We start from the raw sequence: 16,157 nt of genomic DNA, 5'->3' as shown, positions 1-16,157 counted from the left end.
AACTACGGACCGCCAGCGGCGTTGTCGTCCCGTGACGATCGATCGGGAGGCAGACGCCGGCGCCGCTCCTCGTACGACTGGAAGGATCCGCGACACCAATGGCTGACAATCTTTCGAAATACCGTGCGAAGCGCGATTTCAAGAAGACCAGCGAACCGAGCGGTGAAGCACAGGTCAAGCCGTCAAACCGGCGTCGGTTCGTGATCCAGAAGCACGACGCCACACGGCTCCATTATGACCTGAGGCTTGAACTCGACGGCGTGTTCAAGTCCTGGGCGGTAACCAAGGGGCCATCGCTCGATCCTAGTGACAAGCGGCTCGCTGTCGAGGTCGAGGATCACCCGCTCGACTACGGCGACTTCGAAGGCACGATCCCCAAGGGCCAGTATGGCGGCGGCACGGTGATGTTGTGGGATCGCGGCTATTGGGAGCCGGAGGGTAGGAAATCACCCGAAGAGGCCCTGAAGAAGGGCGACTTCAAGTTCACGCTCCAGGGCAAGCGGCTGCATGGCAGTTTCGTCCTGGTGCGGATGCGCAACGATCGCGATGGCGGCAAGCGCACCAACTGGCTGCTGATCAAACATCATGACGATTATTCCGTCGAGGAGAACGGCGCGAAGATCCTGGAGGAGAACGCGACTTCCGTCGCCTCCGGCCGCAGCATCGAGCAGATCGCGGAAGGCAAGGGCCGCAAGCCACGACCGTTCATGATGGCGAATGCGGATGTAGAAGCGGATGCCGTCTGGGACAGCAAGCACGGTCTGGCGGCTGACGAGCGCAAGAAGAGATCGCGCAAGGATATCGCGACCTTTACGGCGGCTGACCTGCCGGACTTCATCGCGCCGCAGCTCTGCGAGACGCTTGCGCGGCCGCCGGCCGGCGACGACTGGCTGCATGAGATCAAGTTCGACGGTTATCGGATCCAGATGCGCGTCGCCCAGGGCAAGGTGACGCTGAAGACGCGCAAGGGTCTCGACTGGACCGCGAAATATCCAGAGATCGCCGATGCTGCATCCGAACTGCCAGATTGCATCATCGATGGCGAAATCTGCGCCCTCGACGACAATGGCGCACCCGATTTCGCCGCCCTCCAGGCCGCGCTCTCGGAAGGCAAGACCGGCAACCTTGTCTACTTCGCCTTCGACCTGCTCTTCGATGGCGGCGAGGACTTGCGGTCGATGCGCCTGGTCGAGCGGAAGAAGCGGCTCGAAGACTTCCTCGCTGCCGGAAGCGACGATCCGCGTATCCGCTACGTCGATCACTTCGAATCCGGCGGTGACGCGGTGCTGCGCTCCGCCTGCAAGCTGTCGCTCGAAGGCATCGTCTCCAAGCAGATGGATGCGCCCTACCAGTCGGGCCGCACCGATACCTGGGCAAAGTCGAAATGCCGCGCCGGCCACGAAGTGGTGATCGGTGGCTATGCCAGGACCAATGGCAAATTTCGCTCACTGCTGGCCGGCGTCCACCGCGGCGATCACTTTGTCTATGTCGGCCGGGTCGGCACGGGCTTCGGCGCCAAGAAAGTCGAGATGCTGCTTCCGAAACTGAAGGCGCTCGAGACGACAAGATCGCCCTTCACTGGTATCGGTGCTCCGAAGAAGCAGGCGGAAGTGGCCTGGGTGAAGCCCGAACTCGTCGCCGAAATCGAATTCGAAGGTTGGACGGCCGACGGCCTAGTTCGTCAGGCAGCCTTCAAGGGTCTGCGCGAAGACAAGCCGTCCGCGGAGGTCGAGACCGAAAGGCCGGCATCGCCCGCCAAAACCGACACGTCCGAGCCTGGGCCGTCTGCCAAGACCAGACCGCTGCGGCGCAAGGGCGCCAAGGCCGAGGTCATGGGCGTCCTCATCTCCAGCCCCGATAAGCCACTCTGGCCGGACGCCGGCGATGGCGAGCCGGTCACAAAGGAGGACCTTGCCCGCTATCATGAAGCCGTCGGCACCTGGCTCATCGATCATATCAAGGGCCGGCCCTGCTCGATCATTCGTGCGCCCGACGGCATTGGCGGTGAACAGTTCTTTCAGCGCCATGCGATGCCCGGCACGTCCAATCTGCTCGAACTGGTGAAAGTCTTCGGGGACAAGAAGCCCTACCTTCAGATCGATCGGATCGAAGGGCTCGCGGCGATCGCCCAAATAGGCGGAATCGAACTACATCCGTGGAACTGCGAACCCGGCAAGCCGGAAGTGCCCGGCCGTCTGGTGTTCGATCTCGATCCTGGTCCCGAGGTGCCGTTTGCGACAGTAGTCGCGGCCGCGCGGGAAATGCGTGACCGGCTCGACGAGCTCGGCCTCGTCAGTTTCTGCAAGACCACCGGCGGGAAGGGATTGCATGTCGTCACGCCATTCGCTGTGAATAAGCGTAAGCCTCTGTCATGGGCCGAGGCCAAGGAATTCGCGCATGATGTCTGCCTCCAAATGGCGCGCGATAATCCCGATCTTTATCTCATCAAGATGAGCAAGAGCCTCAGGGGCGGAAGGATCTTTCTCGATTATCTCCGCAACGATCGCATGGCGACCGCTGTGGCGCCGCTGTCGCCGCGCGCACGGCCCGGCGCCACAGTCTCGATGCCGCTCAACTGGACCCAGGTGAAGTCCGATCTCGACCCGAAGCGGTTCACCGTCCGCACCGTGCCGGCACTGCTTGCGAAAACCACTGCCTGGCAAGACTATTGTGACGGCGAGCGTCCGCTCGAACAGGCGATCAAGCGCCTTGGAAAATCCAGACGGGCCGCATGATCGCGACAAGGTGCTGGCTCGGACCGATGGACGAAGAAACGAACGACCGATCTGCCACCTCCGCCCGTGTGGGTGCGACGACCGACCTGCCGCATGACCGCATCACGCTCGCGCGGTTTCGGGAGGCTTTCCCGCGGGCGCGCTGGAGCGACAGGCTGAATGCCTGGTTCGTGCCGGGTCGCACTGCCCAGAAGCGCATCAGCCGCTGGCTGGCCGCGATGGAGGCGGAGGCCGATAGATTCGCCGATGAGAAGGGCAGGGACGCGTTCGCCTTCGATTCGATCGAAAGCCGCTATCTCGAGGCGACGCCCGCCACACTACAGATTCAGACGCCCTATTCACGTACGGTCGTCAACGAGATCCGGGAAATTCCGCACGCACGCTGGGACGCCGATCGCCGGCTATGGACCGTCCCTTACCGCTCGTTCGATGAACTCCGGAGGCGATGGCCCACGATCGAGGCGGCGGCCGAGCGCAGTGAGCCGGAAGCACGCCGGGCCCGGCGCGAAGCAATCAAGGGAACGCAAGAAGACGAGGCATCCAAGGCGAGGATGAGGGAACGTCGTCGGAAACGCTATCCCGTTCCTGCCGATGATGCTCCGCCCTCGGACCGCGCCATTGGGACGCATGTCGGCGTCGTCTTCTTCCTCGGCACCGACGGCGAGCTGGCCGATCCGGCGACAGTCACCGCGTTCTATTTCCCCGCCGCAAATAGCGATGAATATGTCTGGGCGTCGTGGCGATCGGGTTCGCTCGAAGAACTGGTGACGACCTGGCCTGCACGAACGCCGCCGAACGAGCACGAGCTCGAACGGGGCTGGTGGATACCTGATCTGGAGGAACTGCGGATCGCACGGCGCGACGCCAAGTCCAGGCGTCGTGCCAGAGAGCGCAAGGAGGCGAAGGATGCTCCCGGTGAGAGATCAGCAGACCACGCTTGAGGAGTTCCAAAGCCTGCCGCCGATTGCGCCGGGCGAACTGATCGGGCTTTGGAAAGGACACGGCATCGCGACCGGGCATCCATTCGACGGTGTGCTCGAAAATCTCGGCTGGTTCGGCAAACGGTTCAGGCCGGACATGCGCGCCGATGCCTTGCTATTTCGTTCCGGGGACCTGAGGCTGGTTGCCGTTGATCCGAAATGGATCCCGCTTCGGTTTGGCATTGCGTTTTCACGAGGGCGGCAGAATGTGCGTCGCGCGCAACCTGTTTTCCTATTTCCACCGCCGGCTGCGGGCGAAGGGTCCGGTCGCGTCCTTGCAGACGATGGTGTTTGGCGGCGTCGAGAGCGCGGCCATGGTCTATGACCACCAGCCGATCGTGGACCACTTCCGGCGGACGATGCGGAGAGGATCATGGGCGCCATGACGATCAAGGGCGACGAGCGGATCTATTTCTTCGAACTCCAGCGCGTCGACGGACCTTGAAATGTGCGCAGCCGGTCATCATCTATCGCTCACCACCCGTATCGATGATCGCCTTGCCGAGCAGCTTGTCTGCCGCGCGGTTGTCCGGGTCCGACAGGGCGCTCCCCGCAAGGGTCGAGCGCCCTGTTCTTTTGTCAGTCGGTTTTCCCAAATCTCGGTGGCGTTATACTGAGAACCATTTCCGTTCCTAAGGGTTCGCCACGTCAGGAGGTCCAAGCTATGAAGCCTGAACAATTCCTTGAACGCTGGAAATCGGAGCATATCGACAGCGGCACGCAGCAGAGCGACGCGTCGAGGCTGGTCGAGAATCTTCTCGCTGATGCGGAGAAGGAGGGCATCAGTCGCGACATGCTGGTGGAAGCGGCCGGCGGCGGGCTCGTCAACTATATCGTTGGCGCTATCAAAGAGGCGGTCGAGGAGGAGCTCTGGTAGCGGTCATTCGCGGCCGCCTCACCACCCCGCCTTTCAGCGGGTCGCCCGTTCGCTCATGTCAAACACCGCGGCATTGTCCTGAACCTCGCGAAGGCCCTTGTAGGAGGCGTGGCGCAGGCTGCCGTCATGGGTCCAGCCACGAAACTCGATCTCCGCGATCAAGGTCGGCTGGGCGAAGACGAGGTTTTTGCCCTTGAGCGGCACGGCCGGTTTGTTTGTCTTAAGCCGGTCGAGCGTCTTGCGCAAATACTCGGCATCCTTGGTGTTGAACCCCGTTCCGACCGAGCCGACGTAAACCCAGTCATGACCTTTGCGCCCGGCGAGAAGCAGGCTGCCAAGCCCGCCGCGGGCAGTCAGCGACTGCTCGTAGCCGACGATCATGAAGCTTTCGCTCTGGACGCATTTGATCTTCAGCCAGTCGCCGGTGCGGCCGGAGCGATAGGGCTGATCCCGGTGCTTGGCAATGATCCCTTCGAGCCCCATCGAGCAAGCCTTCTCGAGAAGTGCGGCGCCATCGCCATAGACTTCCTCGGACAACTGGATCACGCCGCTGGAACCGTCGAGAAAGTCCTCGAGCAGATGCCGGCGCACGGAGAGCTCAGTTCCGGTCAGGTTGCGACCGTCGAAATAAAGTAGGTCGAACGCGAAAAACACCGACTCCGTCGACGAGCGCTTGCCGCCGCGTCCGCCGAGCGAACGCTGCAGCGCCCCGAAATCTGAGCGTCCTTCCTCATCGAGCACGACGGCCTCGCCGTCCAGGATAGCCGTCCCGACACCGAGCTTGATGGCGGCCTCGGCGATTGCCGGGAAACGATGCGTCCAGTCGTGCCCGCCGCGAGTGATAATCCGCACCCCTTTCGGCTCGATATGAATGGCCAGGCGATAGCCGTCCCACTTCACCTCGAACGCCCAATCCGGGCCTTTCGGTGGGACCGGGTTCAGGAGCGCCAGGCAGGGCTCGATGCGCTCGGGCATCGGGTCGAACGGAAGATTGGGTTGTGCCGGATCGCGCGGCCGGGCCGGTTTGGACTTGGCAACGGAATCGTCCTGCAGCAAAGGTTTGGCACGACGGCTCATTTGGTCGCCCGTTTCTCAGCCGCGACTGACTTCCGCAAGGCGTCCATGATGTTGACGATATTGCTCGGCGGCGACGAAGGTGCAGTCTTGCCCTTGGCCTTCTGCGGCTTCAACGCCTTCTTCTTGGCTGCGATGATTTCGAGCAGGCGCTCCTGAACCGGGTCGGCGACCATTTTCGGGCTCCAATCCTTGGTCTGCTTTTTGATCAGCTGCTCGAAGAGCGGCATCATCTCAGAATCGGCCTTTTCATCGCCGATCGCCTCGAAATAGGTGTCTTCATCGCGAACTTCGTCTCCATAGCGCAACGTCCAGAGCACGATACCCTTGCCGCGTGGCTCGAGCATGACGGCACGTTCGCGTCGCGAGATCACCAGTCGGGATATGCCGACCATGTCCTGTGATTCCATCGCATCGCGGATGACAGAGAAGGCTTCCTGTCCGACCGGGTCGTTCGGCGAGAGATAATAGGGCGTGTCGAGCCAGATCCATTCGATGCTGTCGCGAGGCGCGAAGGTGGAGATGTCGATGGTCTTGGTGCTTTCGAGAGCGACGTTCTCCAACTCCTCGTCTTCGAGGATGACGTACTCATTCTCGCCACGCTGGTACCCCTTCACTTCGTCCTCTTCCCGGACCTCCCTGCCGGTCACGGAGTCGACATAGTGGCTGACGACGCGGTTCTGGGTCTGGCGATTGAGCGTGTGGAAGCGGACCTTCTCGCTCTCGGAGGTCGCCGGCATCATCTGCACCGGACAGGTGACCAGCGAGAGTTTAAGATAGCCTTTCCAATAGGGACGCAGGGCCATGGCGGTGACCTCCGATCAGCCGGCGCGCCGCGCCGGCGCCTGAGCCTGCTTTGCTTTCGCCGCGGGCTTGGCTGCCTTCTGGCGGGCGGCGCCGCGGTTGACATTGGCGGCAGTGCGCTTTGGTTTCGTCTCTTTCGCACCTATGCCGGCGCTCTCGCGCAGGGCCTGCAAGAGATCGCTGGGTTTGGAAGCGTCCGGCGCCTTCTTCTTCGGCAGCGCGCGGCCTTCGATCTTGGCTTTCACCAGTTCGGCCACGGCGGCCTCATAGCGGTCGTGGAAGGTACTGGCATCGAAACTGCCCTTCTTGGTGCCGATGATGTGCTCGGCGAGCTCGAGCATTTCCCCTTCGATCTTCATGTCCGGCATGTCGTCGAACGCCTTTTCCGATGAGCGCACCTCGTAGTCGAAGTTCAGCGTCGAGGCGATCAGGCCCTTGCCATGGGCGCGGATGAGCACGGTGCGCATCCGGCGAAACAGAACGGTTCGGGCGATGGCGGCCACGCCTTGTTTTCTCATGCCGTCGCGCAGCAGCAGGAAGGCGTCCCGGCCCATCTTGTCGGGCGCCAGGTAATAGGGCTTGTCGAAATAGGTGGTGTCGATCTGCGAGCAGGGAATGAAGGCGTCGATGGCAAGCGTCTTGTCACTTTCCGGAATGGCGGCCGCGACCTCGTCGGCTTCGAGCACGACATATTGGCCGTTTTCGACCTCGTAGCCTTTGACCTGATCCTCGCGCTCGACCGGATCACCGGTCTCGCTGTCGATGAACTCCCGCTTGACCCGATTGCCTGTCTTGCGATTGAGCGTATTGAAGGCGATGCGCTCCGAGGATGATGCGGCGGTATAAAGCGCCACCGGACAGGTCACTTCTCCGAACTTGATATAGCCCTTCCAATTCGCTCTTGGACCAACCATGACCCTGATACTCCCGACGCAACTCAAGCGATTCAAGCGAATCGGCGGCGAATCGTTCCGAGTCGAAACGAATCATTTTTCAATAACTTAGCTGCGATTGCGTGCTCGTTTTGCGAGTCTCGCCTAGAGTCCTGATTCGGGTGCATCTTTTCGGGGCACCGCGCGTTTTCTTGGAGGAACAACTTCAAGGGAGTCTCTGCGTGAGCAAGCGCGAACTTATCGATACCGGGACCGACAAACGCTATGTCCGTCGCGACAAGGAGGGCAAGTTCAAGGAGAGCGACGACGTCTCGCGATCGCTTTCGGCGGACGCCCGGCACGATGCCAAACATGAAGCCAAACCGGGCCAGGGTGACAAAGGCGATCGCAAGCATTGAGACCGCGTAAAGCCTGTTTGCTGGCCCTCGGCTACTATCTCGTGCCGTATTTATTCGCGCGCTCCTGGATGATCGCGCATCGCTCGATCAGTTGCTCAATCGGTTCGGAATCTCCAAGCAGAAGGCCGTCATCAACCATTTTTGCATAGTCCTCACTGAGCGCGCGAAGACCATCTCCGGACGGTGTCAGAACCAGATGACCGGTGACGGCGGCCGCATAGTCGATCGGTGACCGGTCGGCCGCCTTTTCCGCAAAGAACATGGATTTGTGTTTCGCCACCGCATCGGCGAGCTGCCGGTCAGCAAAAGCCTTGTCGGCAAAACCGGCATCGTCCAGCCGGACGACGTCATGCTAGCGGCGCGCGAACCGATCGCCGCGCAGGCGGTCCTGCAGGCAGAAGACGTGGATCGCGGTCGCCTTCTCCCAGAATGTCCGCTCGGCATGCATGACGCGTGGGCTTGCCTTCTGGAATTCAACACCATCGACATGACCCGCGGCGTCGCAACCCACATCCCGATGCTGGCCGGCTCACCGGTCGATCGTGCTCCCGAACTCAAGCATGTCGCTCGGTGCGACATAACCTGATCCGCTGCTCACGGCTTCGTAGTCGAGATAGAGCGCATCGCCCTCGATGCGGATGCCGGCGGGAAGGGATTGGCCGCGCACTGCCGCTGCGATGACCGGCTCCACGGACTCGGCCACCCAGACAGGAAGGCGCTTTCGCACTTCGCTGGTCCAGCGCTTCTCCTCGCTGCGGGTTTTCGGCAGTGCCTCGTCATTGTCACCGACAAGATCGGGAGCCAGAGCCCGTATGTCGTAAGTCAGATCGATGTCTTCCGAAAACCGTCGAATGGCGCCATAGGCTTTCGAGAGCGAGGTGCCGCCCTTGAACACCAGGTGCTCGCCAAGTTTTGACGAGTAGAGCGTCTCGAGGGTCCAGACGACCCAGACATCCTTTTCCGGCAGTTGAATGGGCCGTCCAGTGCGGGCGGCTGCGACAGCCAAGGCCTCACGCCTGTCGTCCTTTGACAGTGCCAGAAAACGGTCAGCCATGCGCAGCCCTGCCGACGCTTCTTGCGAGCCATGTCGGGAACTGCGGTGCTGCGGCCACCAACTCGCCAAACTCGGCCGGCGGGAGCTTTCGCTTGATCCTCGACAGTGCCTCCTCGGCCTTCTCGGGTCCAAGCCATGCAAGCGCCCGGACCGCCACGCCCCCCGGCCGGTCGGCCAGAGCCAGCTGCCAGCGAGGCACGTGCTTGAGCTCGACACTCTGTCTGCCAAGATTCATTGTCCGGCTGCGGCCGGATGTAAGGTAGACGGAACGGACCGGAACCTGTGTCGTCAATCCCAACGCATTTGCCGCCGCGGCGCCACTGGAAACGATGATCTCGCCGCGCTGCTGCGCCACTGCCCCCAGGGCCTGTTCGACCGTCGGCGGTCTGCTGCCAAAGTGACTTTTTACGGGCCGCATGTAGATGCCACGACCAGCCCGGACGAGCTCCCCGCGCTCGGTCAACCGCGAAAGGGCCTGATCGACCGCGGCACGATTCCCGAGATGCAAAAGGCTCTTTGCCGAAAGGGGAGAGCCTTCCGGCATTTGTTCGGCATAGCCCAGGATCTGAGACGTCAGGTTTTGCATAGCATTTCTCCTGTCAGAAATATATGCAAGTTTCTGACAGATTGCAATGAAAGGGCGGCTACCCCAGGCCACGTTCACTGTGCGGGTATCTGATGACCGGGACCGGTCAAAGGCGCGTCAAAATAGCATCGGTTGGGTAACCGGCTCGCCTGCTTTGGTGACGATCGTGGCGCCATAGGGCTCATGCGACGTCACGATGATTGCATCGTCGGGAAGCGGCCGGGCAAGCGCCTTCGCCTCGTCCCATGGTGCCCGCATCCAGACATCGGTCTCCTCCCTGGTCAGAAGCAGGACCGGCATCGCTTTCTCGTGGATCGGTTTGACGACATTGTTCGGGTCAGTGGTCAGGAAGCCATAGAGGTCGTCGGTCGTCGGGCCATCCTTCACCTTGCGCACGCTGGTCCATTGCGGAACATGGAGCCCGGCGAAGAACATCAATGGCTTGCTTTCGTCTCGGGCAAACCAGGCGTTCGGAGTTTTTCCACCTTCCTCCTTGCTCGCCGGATCCGGTTCGGCAAAGCTCGTGACCGGCACGAGGCAGCGATGCGCGACACCAAACCACCGCTTCCAATGTGGAAAGTTCAGCTTTCGGACATTGGTGGTCCCGCTATCGAGTTGCTCCCGGACGAGCTTTTCAAAATCGACCTCTTGCCCCTTGGCGCGCAGCTTTTCCGCCTTTTTCTCGGCTTCCTTTTCAAGCGCAAAACGAGGGGACGGCAGTCCCCAGCGCGCATGGACAAGCTGCTTTCTGCCATCGGCAGTATTGCGCACGATCGGCCCCGTCTCGTTGGGGTTCATCTGGTAGGCCGGCATCAAGTTGATCAGGCTCTCGGCATCCTGTGCCCACTTCGCCACCCAGTCCTTGTCTTCCATTCGGTAGAGATTACACATCGCAGCGTCAGGTCCGGTTGATGGTGCCGGCATCCTAGTCGACAGAAATGCTTCGCGCCAATGGCACGCCGGCAGCAAAATATCTCAGATATTTCTTCCGCCGGGCCAAAACAGCCGACGATATTGATTCCTCTCGCAAATCTGTCGGAAGTTCAAATAGGGCGGATAAAATTCCTATTTCGGGTTGCTTGACTCTTTTATGATGTCGGAACAGATAGTGAACATCTGTGTTTGAACGACATGATGTCGATCCTTAAACGCGACCTGAAAAGGATTCGTGAACGATGACTGCTGCCCGCGAATGGGTCATATCCCATCTACGCGAGCGTATCGCCTCGCTTGAGAGCGCCACGGTGAGGAAACGCGGCTGTCTTGCCTTCGGGGTCGCCGAGATCGACGCCGCACTTCCGGGCGGGGGCCTCGCCTATGGTGCTCTGCACGAGTTTGCCGGCGGCGGGTCGGGGACCGTCGATGGCGCAGCCGCGGCTCTTTGCGTCGCGGGTATTGCGGCACGCACGAAGGGTCAGATCCTCTGGTGCATGACGCGTCCCGACCTGTTTTTCCCCGCACTTGCACAGGCGGGTCTCAATCCCGATCGCGTGGTCTTCGCCGAAGCCGACCGCGAAGAAGATGTGCTGGCGACGATGGAGGAAGGCTTAAGCTTCGGCGGCCTGGGCGCTGTCGTCGGTGAAGTCGTCCGGCTTCCGATGACCGCATCGCGGCGGCTGCAGCTCGTCGCGGAAAAAACAGGGACGATGGGGCTGGTCGTGCGGCGGTGGCGGCGGCAGACCGAGGCTTCGGATTTCGGGCAGCCGACGGCATCGACAACGCGGTGGCGGGTCAGCGTTTTGCCGTCGGAGGAGCTTCCGGTCCCGGGCGTCGGCCGCCCTCGCTGGCTTCTGGAGCTGATGCGTGTGAAAGCAGGTGAGTGCGCGGAGTTTATCGTAGGAGCGTGCGATGCCACGGGTCGTATCCATCTATTTCCCGGATCTCGTGATCGAGAGGATCAGACGCGCCGATGGGACGGGAGAACTGTCGCCTGAACGGCCACTCGTCGTCGTCGAAAAGAGCGGATCCAAGCGCTGGCTTGCCGCCGTCGATGCCAAGGCGAGATCGGCTGGGCTGCATGTCGGCATGCCGGCGGCCAAGGCGCAGGCAATCGTCCAGGGCCTGCAGGTGGTAGAGGCAGATCCCATCGCCGACGTTGCGGCACTCGAGCGCCTGACGCTTTGGGCGCTAACGCAATATTCGCCGATCGTTGCCATGGATGCACCTGACGGGATCGTCATGGACACAGAAGGCGCCGATCATCTCCAGGGCGGAGAGGAACTCATGCTATCTGGCATCGTCAATCGGTTCCGCGCCCGCGGTCTCACGGCGCGAGTTGCGATCGCGGACAGCTGGGGTGCAGCGCATGCGCTTGCGCGGGCAAGCGGTCGTGAAACGGTTGTCGCGCCGTGCGGTGAGACGTCACGCTTTGTCGAGAAGCTGCCGCTTTCTTCATTGCGGCTCTCGCCTGAAACCGTGATCAGCCTGCGGACGCTCGGGTTTCGGACGATCGGGGAATTGGCGGCGACGCCGCGCGCGCCGCTCGCCCTTCGCTTCGGTCCTGAAATAGGCCGTCGTCTCGATCAGATGTATGGACGGCTGCCGGAGCCGATCGATCCAATCCGACCGATGGATGTCGTCGAAGTCAGCCGTGCTTTCGCCGAGCCGATCGGCGCACCCGAAACGATCGCGAAATATGTCTCACGCCTGGTCGGAGAGCTCTGCGACGCGCTTGAGAAGAAGGCTCTTGGCGTTCGCCGATCCGATCTCATCGTTCACAAGGTCGACAACACCATGCAGGCAATCCGCGCGGGCACGGCAAAGCCCGCCCGCGACGTCGCCTGGCTGACGAAGCTGTTCAAGGATCGGATCGAAAAGATCGAGCCGGGCTTCGGCATTGAAAAGCTGTCGCTCGTCGCCGTCATCGCCGAGCCGCTTACAGAGACACAGAAAACCTCCTCGCTCATCGAGGAGGAGGTCGTCGATATCACGCCGCTGATCGATGTGATCGGCAACCGCGGCCAGCGCGTCTACCGTGTCGCGCCGGTCGCAAGCGACGTACCTGAACGCAGCGTCACACGGATTGCCGCCGCAGCCGAGGAGGTCGGTGCGTCCTGGACCTTACATTGGCCACGGCCGGTGCGGCTTCTTGCCCGTCCAGACCCGATCGAGGTGATCGCACTGCTGCCGGACCATCCGCCCGTTTCGATCACCTGGCGCGGCAAGCGCCGGCGCGTGAAACGTGCCGACGGCCCGGAGCGGATTTTTGGCGAGTGGTGGACGCGAAGTTCCGAGTTCGACGCGGTGCGCGACTACTTTGTCATCGAGGATGACGCCGGCGAGCGCTTCTGGATTTTTCGGAGTGGGGACGGTCTCGACACGGCGACGGGGTCGCAGAAATGGTTTCTGCACGGGATCTTCGCATGAATTACGCCGAGCTCCAGGTCACGACCCATTTTTCGTTCCTGCGCGGCGCTTCGTCGGCCGAGGAACTGTTTGCGACGGCAAAACTGCTCGGCATCAAGGCGCTCGGCATCGTCGATCGCAATTCGCTCGCCGGCATTGTTCGCGCGCTCGAAGCCTCTCGTGCTACGGGTCTTCGTCTGGTCGTCGGCTGCCGTCTCGATTTACAGGATGGCATGTCGATCCTCGTCTATCCTACGGATCGCACCGCCTACGCGCGGATGACGCGGCTCTTGACGCTGGGCAAGGCCAGGGGCGGCAAGGCGAATTGCATTCTCACGCTCGATGATGTCGGACACTATTGCGAGGGCCTCATTGGCGTGCTCGTTCCCGACTTTGCGGATGAGACGTGTGCCGTGCAGCTCAGAAAGATGGCTGGGATCTTTGGCGATCGTGCCTACATTGCGCTATCGCTCCGGCGACGACCCAACGACCAGATGCGGCTGCATGAGCTGTCGAACATGGCCGCGCGCTTCAAGGTCAGGACGGTCGTCACCAATGACGTGCTATTCCATGAGCCGTCTCGCCGTCAGCTCCAGGATGTCGTCACCTGCATTCGCACCGGCACGACGATCGACGACGTCGGGTTCGAACGCGAACGGCACGCCGACCGCTACCTGAAGCCGCCAGAGGAAATGGCACGCCTGTTTCCGCGCTATCCAGAGGCGCTTGCCCGGACGATGGAGATCGTTGACCGTTGCAAGTTCTCGCTCGAGGAACTGACCTATCAATACCCTGAGGAGGCGATCGTGCCGGGCAAGGACGCTCAGCAGTCCCTCGAGCATTATGTCTGGGAATGCGTGCCGCAGCGCTATCCAGAGGGATTGCCTGAGAAAGTCCGGAAGACCGTGCTGCACGAACTCGATCTCATCCGCACCATGAAATATGCGCCCTACTTCCTGACCGTGTTTTCCATTGTTCGTTATGCGCGGTCGCAAGGCATTCTCTGCCAGGGGAGGGGCTCGGCCGCAAACTCCGCCGTCTGTTATATCCTCGGCATCACCTCGATCGATCCTGAAACGAACGACCTCCTGTTCGAGCGCTTCGTTAGCCAGGAGCGGGACGAGCCGCCCGATATCGATGTCGACTTCGAGCACGAGCGGCGCGAGGAAGTCATCCAATGGATCTATAGGACCTATACGCATCAAAAAGCCGCGCTTTGCGCGACCGTGACGCGCTACCGCGCCAAGGGCGCGATCCGTGACGTCGGCAAGGCACTCGGATTGCCGGAAGACATGATCAAGGCGCTGTCGTCGGGCATGTGGTCCTGGTCGGCCGAGATGGTCGGCGAACGAAATCTGCGTGAACTCAACCTTAATCCGAAGGATCGCCGGCTCGTTCTCACGTTGAAGCTCGCCCAGCAATTGATGGGGGCACCGCGGCACCTCGGCCAGCATCCGGGTGGCTTTGTACTGACCCACGATCGTCTCGATGACCTCGTTCCGATCGAGCCGGCAAGCATGGCCGACAGGCAGGTGATCGAGTGGGACAAGGACGACGTCGAAGCGTTGAAATTCATGAAGGTAGATGTGCTGGCACTCGGGATGCTCACCTGCATGTCGAAGGCTTTCGCTCTGATCAAAGAGCACAAGAGTGACGATCTAGACTTGGCAAACATCAGACAGGAGGATCCGGCAACCTACGCGATGATCCGCAAGGCGGACACGCTCGGCACGTTTCAGATCGAGAGTCGGGCGCAGATGGCGATGCTGCCCCGGTTGAAGCCGCGCACCTACTACGATTTGGTCATTCAGGTGGCGATCGTCCGGCCGGGACCGATCCAGGGCGATATGGTCCATCCCTATTTGCGCCGGCGCGAGGGCAAGGAACCGGTCGAATATCCGACGCCCGAACTTGAAGCCGTGCTTGGCAAGACTCTCGGTGTGCCGTTGTTTCAGGAGTCCGCCATGCGGGTGGCGATGGTCTGTGCCGGGTTTACAGGTGGCGAGGCCGATCAGCTGCGCAAGTCGATGGCAACCTTCAAGTTCACCGGCGGCGTGTCGAAGTTCAAGGATAAGCTGGTCTCTGGCATGATCAGGAACGGTTATTCACCGGAGTTCGCGGAAAAGACGTTTTCGCAACTCGAGGGCTTCGGATCCTACGGCTTTCCGGAAAGCCATGCCGCCAGCTTTGCCCTTATCGCCTATGCCTCCAGCTATGTGAAATGCCACTACCCCGACGCCTTCTGCGCGGCCCTGATCAACAGCCAGCCTATGGGGTTCTACGCGGTCGCCCAGATCGTCGGCGACGCCCGAAAACACGGTGTGGAAATCCGGCCGGTCTGCGTCAACCGCTCACGGTGGGACTGCACGCTCGAGGCCATCGATGGAACCGATCGCCACGCGGTGCGGCTCGGCATGCGTCTGGTCCGCGGGCTTTCCGCCATCGACGCCGCGAAGATCGTTGCCGCGCGCATGGATCAGGCTTTCGAAAGTGTCGACGACATGTGGCGTCGCTCCGCGGTTCCAGCAGCAACCCTGGTCGACCTTGCCGAGGCCGACGCCTTTTTGCCGTCTCTGAATCTGCCGCGGCGCGACGCGCTCTGGGCGATTAAAGCGCTCCGCGACGAACCGTTGCCGCTCTTCTCCGCTGCGGCCGAGCGCGAGCAGAGGGCGATCGCCGAACAGCAGGAGCCGGAGGTGGAGCTCCGGCAGATGACCGAGGGGCACAACGTGATCCAGGACTATAGCCACACCGGTCTGACGCTGCGCCAGCATCCGATCGCCTTCCTACGCAAGGATCTTTCCGCCCGCGGCATCGTCACCTGCGAAGAAGCGATGTACGCGCGTGACGGCCGCTGGCTGATGACGGCAGGCCTCGTCCTTGTTCGACAAAAACCGGGGTCCGCGAAGGGCGTCATGTTCCTGACCATCGAGGACGAGACCGGGCCGGCCAATGTCGTGGTCTGGCCGAAGCTATTCGAGCGGCGTCGGCGGATCGTGCTCGGATCGAGCATGATGGCGATCAACGGCCGGATCCAGAGGGAAGGCGAGGTGGTCCATCTCATCGCCCAGCAGCTCTTCGATCTCTCGGGCGATCTTTCCGGGCTTGCTGATCGTGACGAAGCGTTCAAGCTCCCGACCGGCCGCGGCGACGAGTTCGCCCATGGCTCGCCAGGCGGTGCGGATTCACGTGAGCGCGCCGTGAAGACGCGCGATATCTACATTCCCGACCTGCATATCGATACGCTCAAGGTGAAGGCCAGGAATTTTCATTAGCTTTGCTGCCGACTAAAGGTAGCCTCTGTGGGACCGTAAGTTCGATTCCGGTCACGAACAAAGTGGACTCCTCCGTGCGTTTGCACGCAGAGACGGCAGGTCGTACGCCTTGCATTGGAGCAAGCCCAAGCCGCCG

General features: G+C 61.6%; 12 protein-coding genes and 2 pseudogenes. 8 read left to right on the top strand and 6 right to left on the bottom strand.

Annotated elements, in window-relative coordinates:
* The first annotated feature begins 98 nt into the window (after positions 1 to 98).
* From ligD (EDE05_RS16865) to EDE05_RS16850, 4 genes and pseudogenes are all read left to right on the top strand, one after another.
* Positions 99 to 2,735, top strand: a complete 2,637-nt coding sequence (ligD, locus tag EDE05_RS16865; RefSeq protein WP_134101979.1) for a DNA ligase D — start codon at positions 99 to 101, stop codon at positions 2,733 to 2,735.
* Positions 2,736 to 2,761: 26 nt separating this feature from the next.
* Positions 2,762 to 3,676 (top strand): hypothetical protein, encoded by a 915-nt coding sequence (locus tag EDE05_RS16860; protein WP_134102140.1) that lies wholly within the window; start codon positions 2,762 to 2,764, stop codon positions 3,674 to 3,676.
* Positions 3,642 to 4,160, top strand: a pseudogene (locus EDE05_RS16855) (DUF4334 domain-containing protein). The gene EDE05_RS16860 and the pseudogene EDE05_RS16855 overlap by 35 nt, the downstream one beginning before the upstream one ends.
* A gap of 219 nt (positions 4,161 to 4,379) precedes the next feature.
* Positions 4,380 to 4,592 (top strand): DUF768 domain-containing protein, encoded by a 213-nt coding sequence (locus EDE05_RS16850; RefSeq protein ID WP_112796866.1) that lies wholly within the window; start codon positions 4,380 to 4,382, stop codon positions 4,590 to 4,592.
* 33 nt (positions 4,593 to 4,625) lie between these two features.
* Here the strand turns inward: EDE05_RS16850 and ligD (EDE05_RS16845) are convergent, their stop codons facing one another.
* The 3 genes from ligD (EDE05_RS16845) to EDE05_RS16835 are packed head-to-tail and all read right to left on the bottom strand — an operon-like array spanning position 4,626 to position 7,384.
* Positions 4,626 to 5,669, bottom strand: a complete 1,044-nt coding sequence (ligD, locus tag EDE05_RS16845) for a non-homologous end-joining DNA ligase (RefSeq protein ID WP_112796868.1) — start codon at positions 5,667 to 5,669, stop codon at positions 4,626 to 4,628.
* Entirely contained in the window at positions 5,666 to 6,472 is an 807-nt protein-coding gene (locus EDE05_RS16840) for a Ku protein (protein ID WP_112796870.1), read from the bottom strand. The genes ligD (EDE05_RS16845) and EDE05_RS16840 overlap by 4 nt, the downstream gene beginning before the upstream one ends.
* A gap of 15 nt (positions 6,473 to 6,487) precedes the next feature.
* Positions 6,488 to 7,384, bottom strand: a complete 897-nt coding sequence (locus EDE05_RS16835; protein ID WP_112796872.1) for a Ku protein — start codon at positions 7,382 to 7,384, stop codon at positions 6,488 to 6,490.
* A gap of 200 nt (positions 7,385 to 7,584) precedes the next feature.
* Here EDE05_RS16835 and EDE05_RS16830 point away from each other — a divergent pair, with 200 nt between their 5' ends.
* Positions 7,585 to 7,761 carry a hypothetical protein gene (locus EDE05_RS16830; RefSeq protein WP_105374729.1) on the top strand — a complete coding sequence of 59 codons (177 nt, stop codon included), beginning with the start codon at positions 7,585 to 7,587 and terminating at the stop codon, positions 7,759 to 7,761.
* 34 nt (positions 7,762 to 7,795) lie between these two features.
* Here the strand turns inward: EDE05_RS16830 and EDE05_RS26895 are convergent.
* The 3 genes and pseudogenes from EDE05_RS26895 to EDE05_RS16805 form a co-directional block, all read right to left on the bottom strand.
* A pseudogene (locus EDE05_RS26895) lies at positions 7,796 to 8,815 on the bottom strand (nucleotidyl transferase AbiEii/AbiGii toxin family protein).
* On the bottom strand, positions 8,808 to 9,401 hold the full coding sequence (locus EDE05_RS16810) for a DUF6088 family protein (protein WP_112796874.1): 594 nt from the start codon (positions 9,399 to 9,401) through the stop codon (positions 8,808 to 8,810). Before EDE05_RS16810 ends, EDE05_RS26895 begins: the two are co-directional and overlap by 8 nt.
* 117 nt (positions 9,402 to 9,518) lie before the next feature.
* Positions 9,519 to 10,292 (bottom strand): SOS response-associated peptidase, encoded by a 774-nt coding sequence (locus EDE05_RS16805; protein ID WP_112796876.1) that lies wholly within the window; start codon positions 10,290 to 10,292, stop codon positions 9,519 to 9,521.
* Positions 10,293 to 10,576: 284 nt separating this feature from the next.
* Between EDE05_RS16805 and EDE05_RS16800 the strand changes: the two genes are divergently transcribed.
* Genes EDE05_RS16800 through EDE05_RS16790 form a run of 3 tightly spaced genes read left to right on the top strand, consistent with a single transcriptional unit; the run spans position 10,577 to position 16,021 of the window.
* Positions 10,577 to 11,335: an ImuA family protein gene (locus EDE05_RS16800; protein ID WP_112796878.1), complete on the top strand. Its 759-nt coding sequence runs from the start codon at positions 10,577 to 10,579 to the stop codon at positions 11,333 to 11,335.
* Positions 11,250 to 12,767, top strand: a complete 1,518-nt coding sequence (locus EDE05_RS16795) for a DNA polymerase Y family protein (protein WP_112796882.1) — start codon at positions 11,250 to 11,252, stop codon at positions 12,765 to 12,767. The genes EDE05_RS16800 and EDE05_RS16795 overlap by 86 nt, the downstream gene beginning before the upstream one ends.
* Positions 12,764 to 16,021: an error-prone DNA polymerase gene (locus EDE05_RS16790; RefSeq protein ID WP_112796887.1), complete on the top strand. Its 3,258-nt coding sequence runs from the start codon at positions 12,764 to 12,766 to the stop codon at positions 16,019 to 16,021. Before EDE05_RS16795 ends, EDE05_RS16790 begins: the two co-directional genes overlap by 4 nt.
* Positions 16,022 to 16,157: the final 136 nt, after the last annotated feature.

The organism is Neorhizobium sp. R1-B (assembly GCF_004368875.1).
GTDB lineage: Bacteria > Pseudomonadota > Alphaproteobacteria > Rhizobiales > Rhizobiaceae > Neorhizobium > Neorhizobium huautlense.
This window is presented reverse-complemented; position numbering and strand designations above follow the sequence as displayed.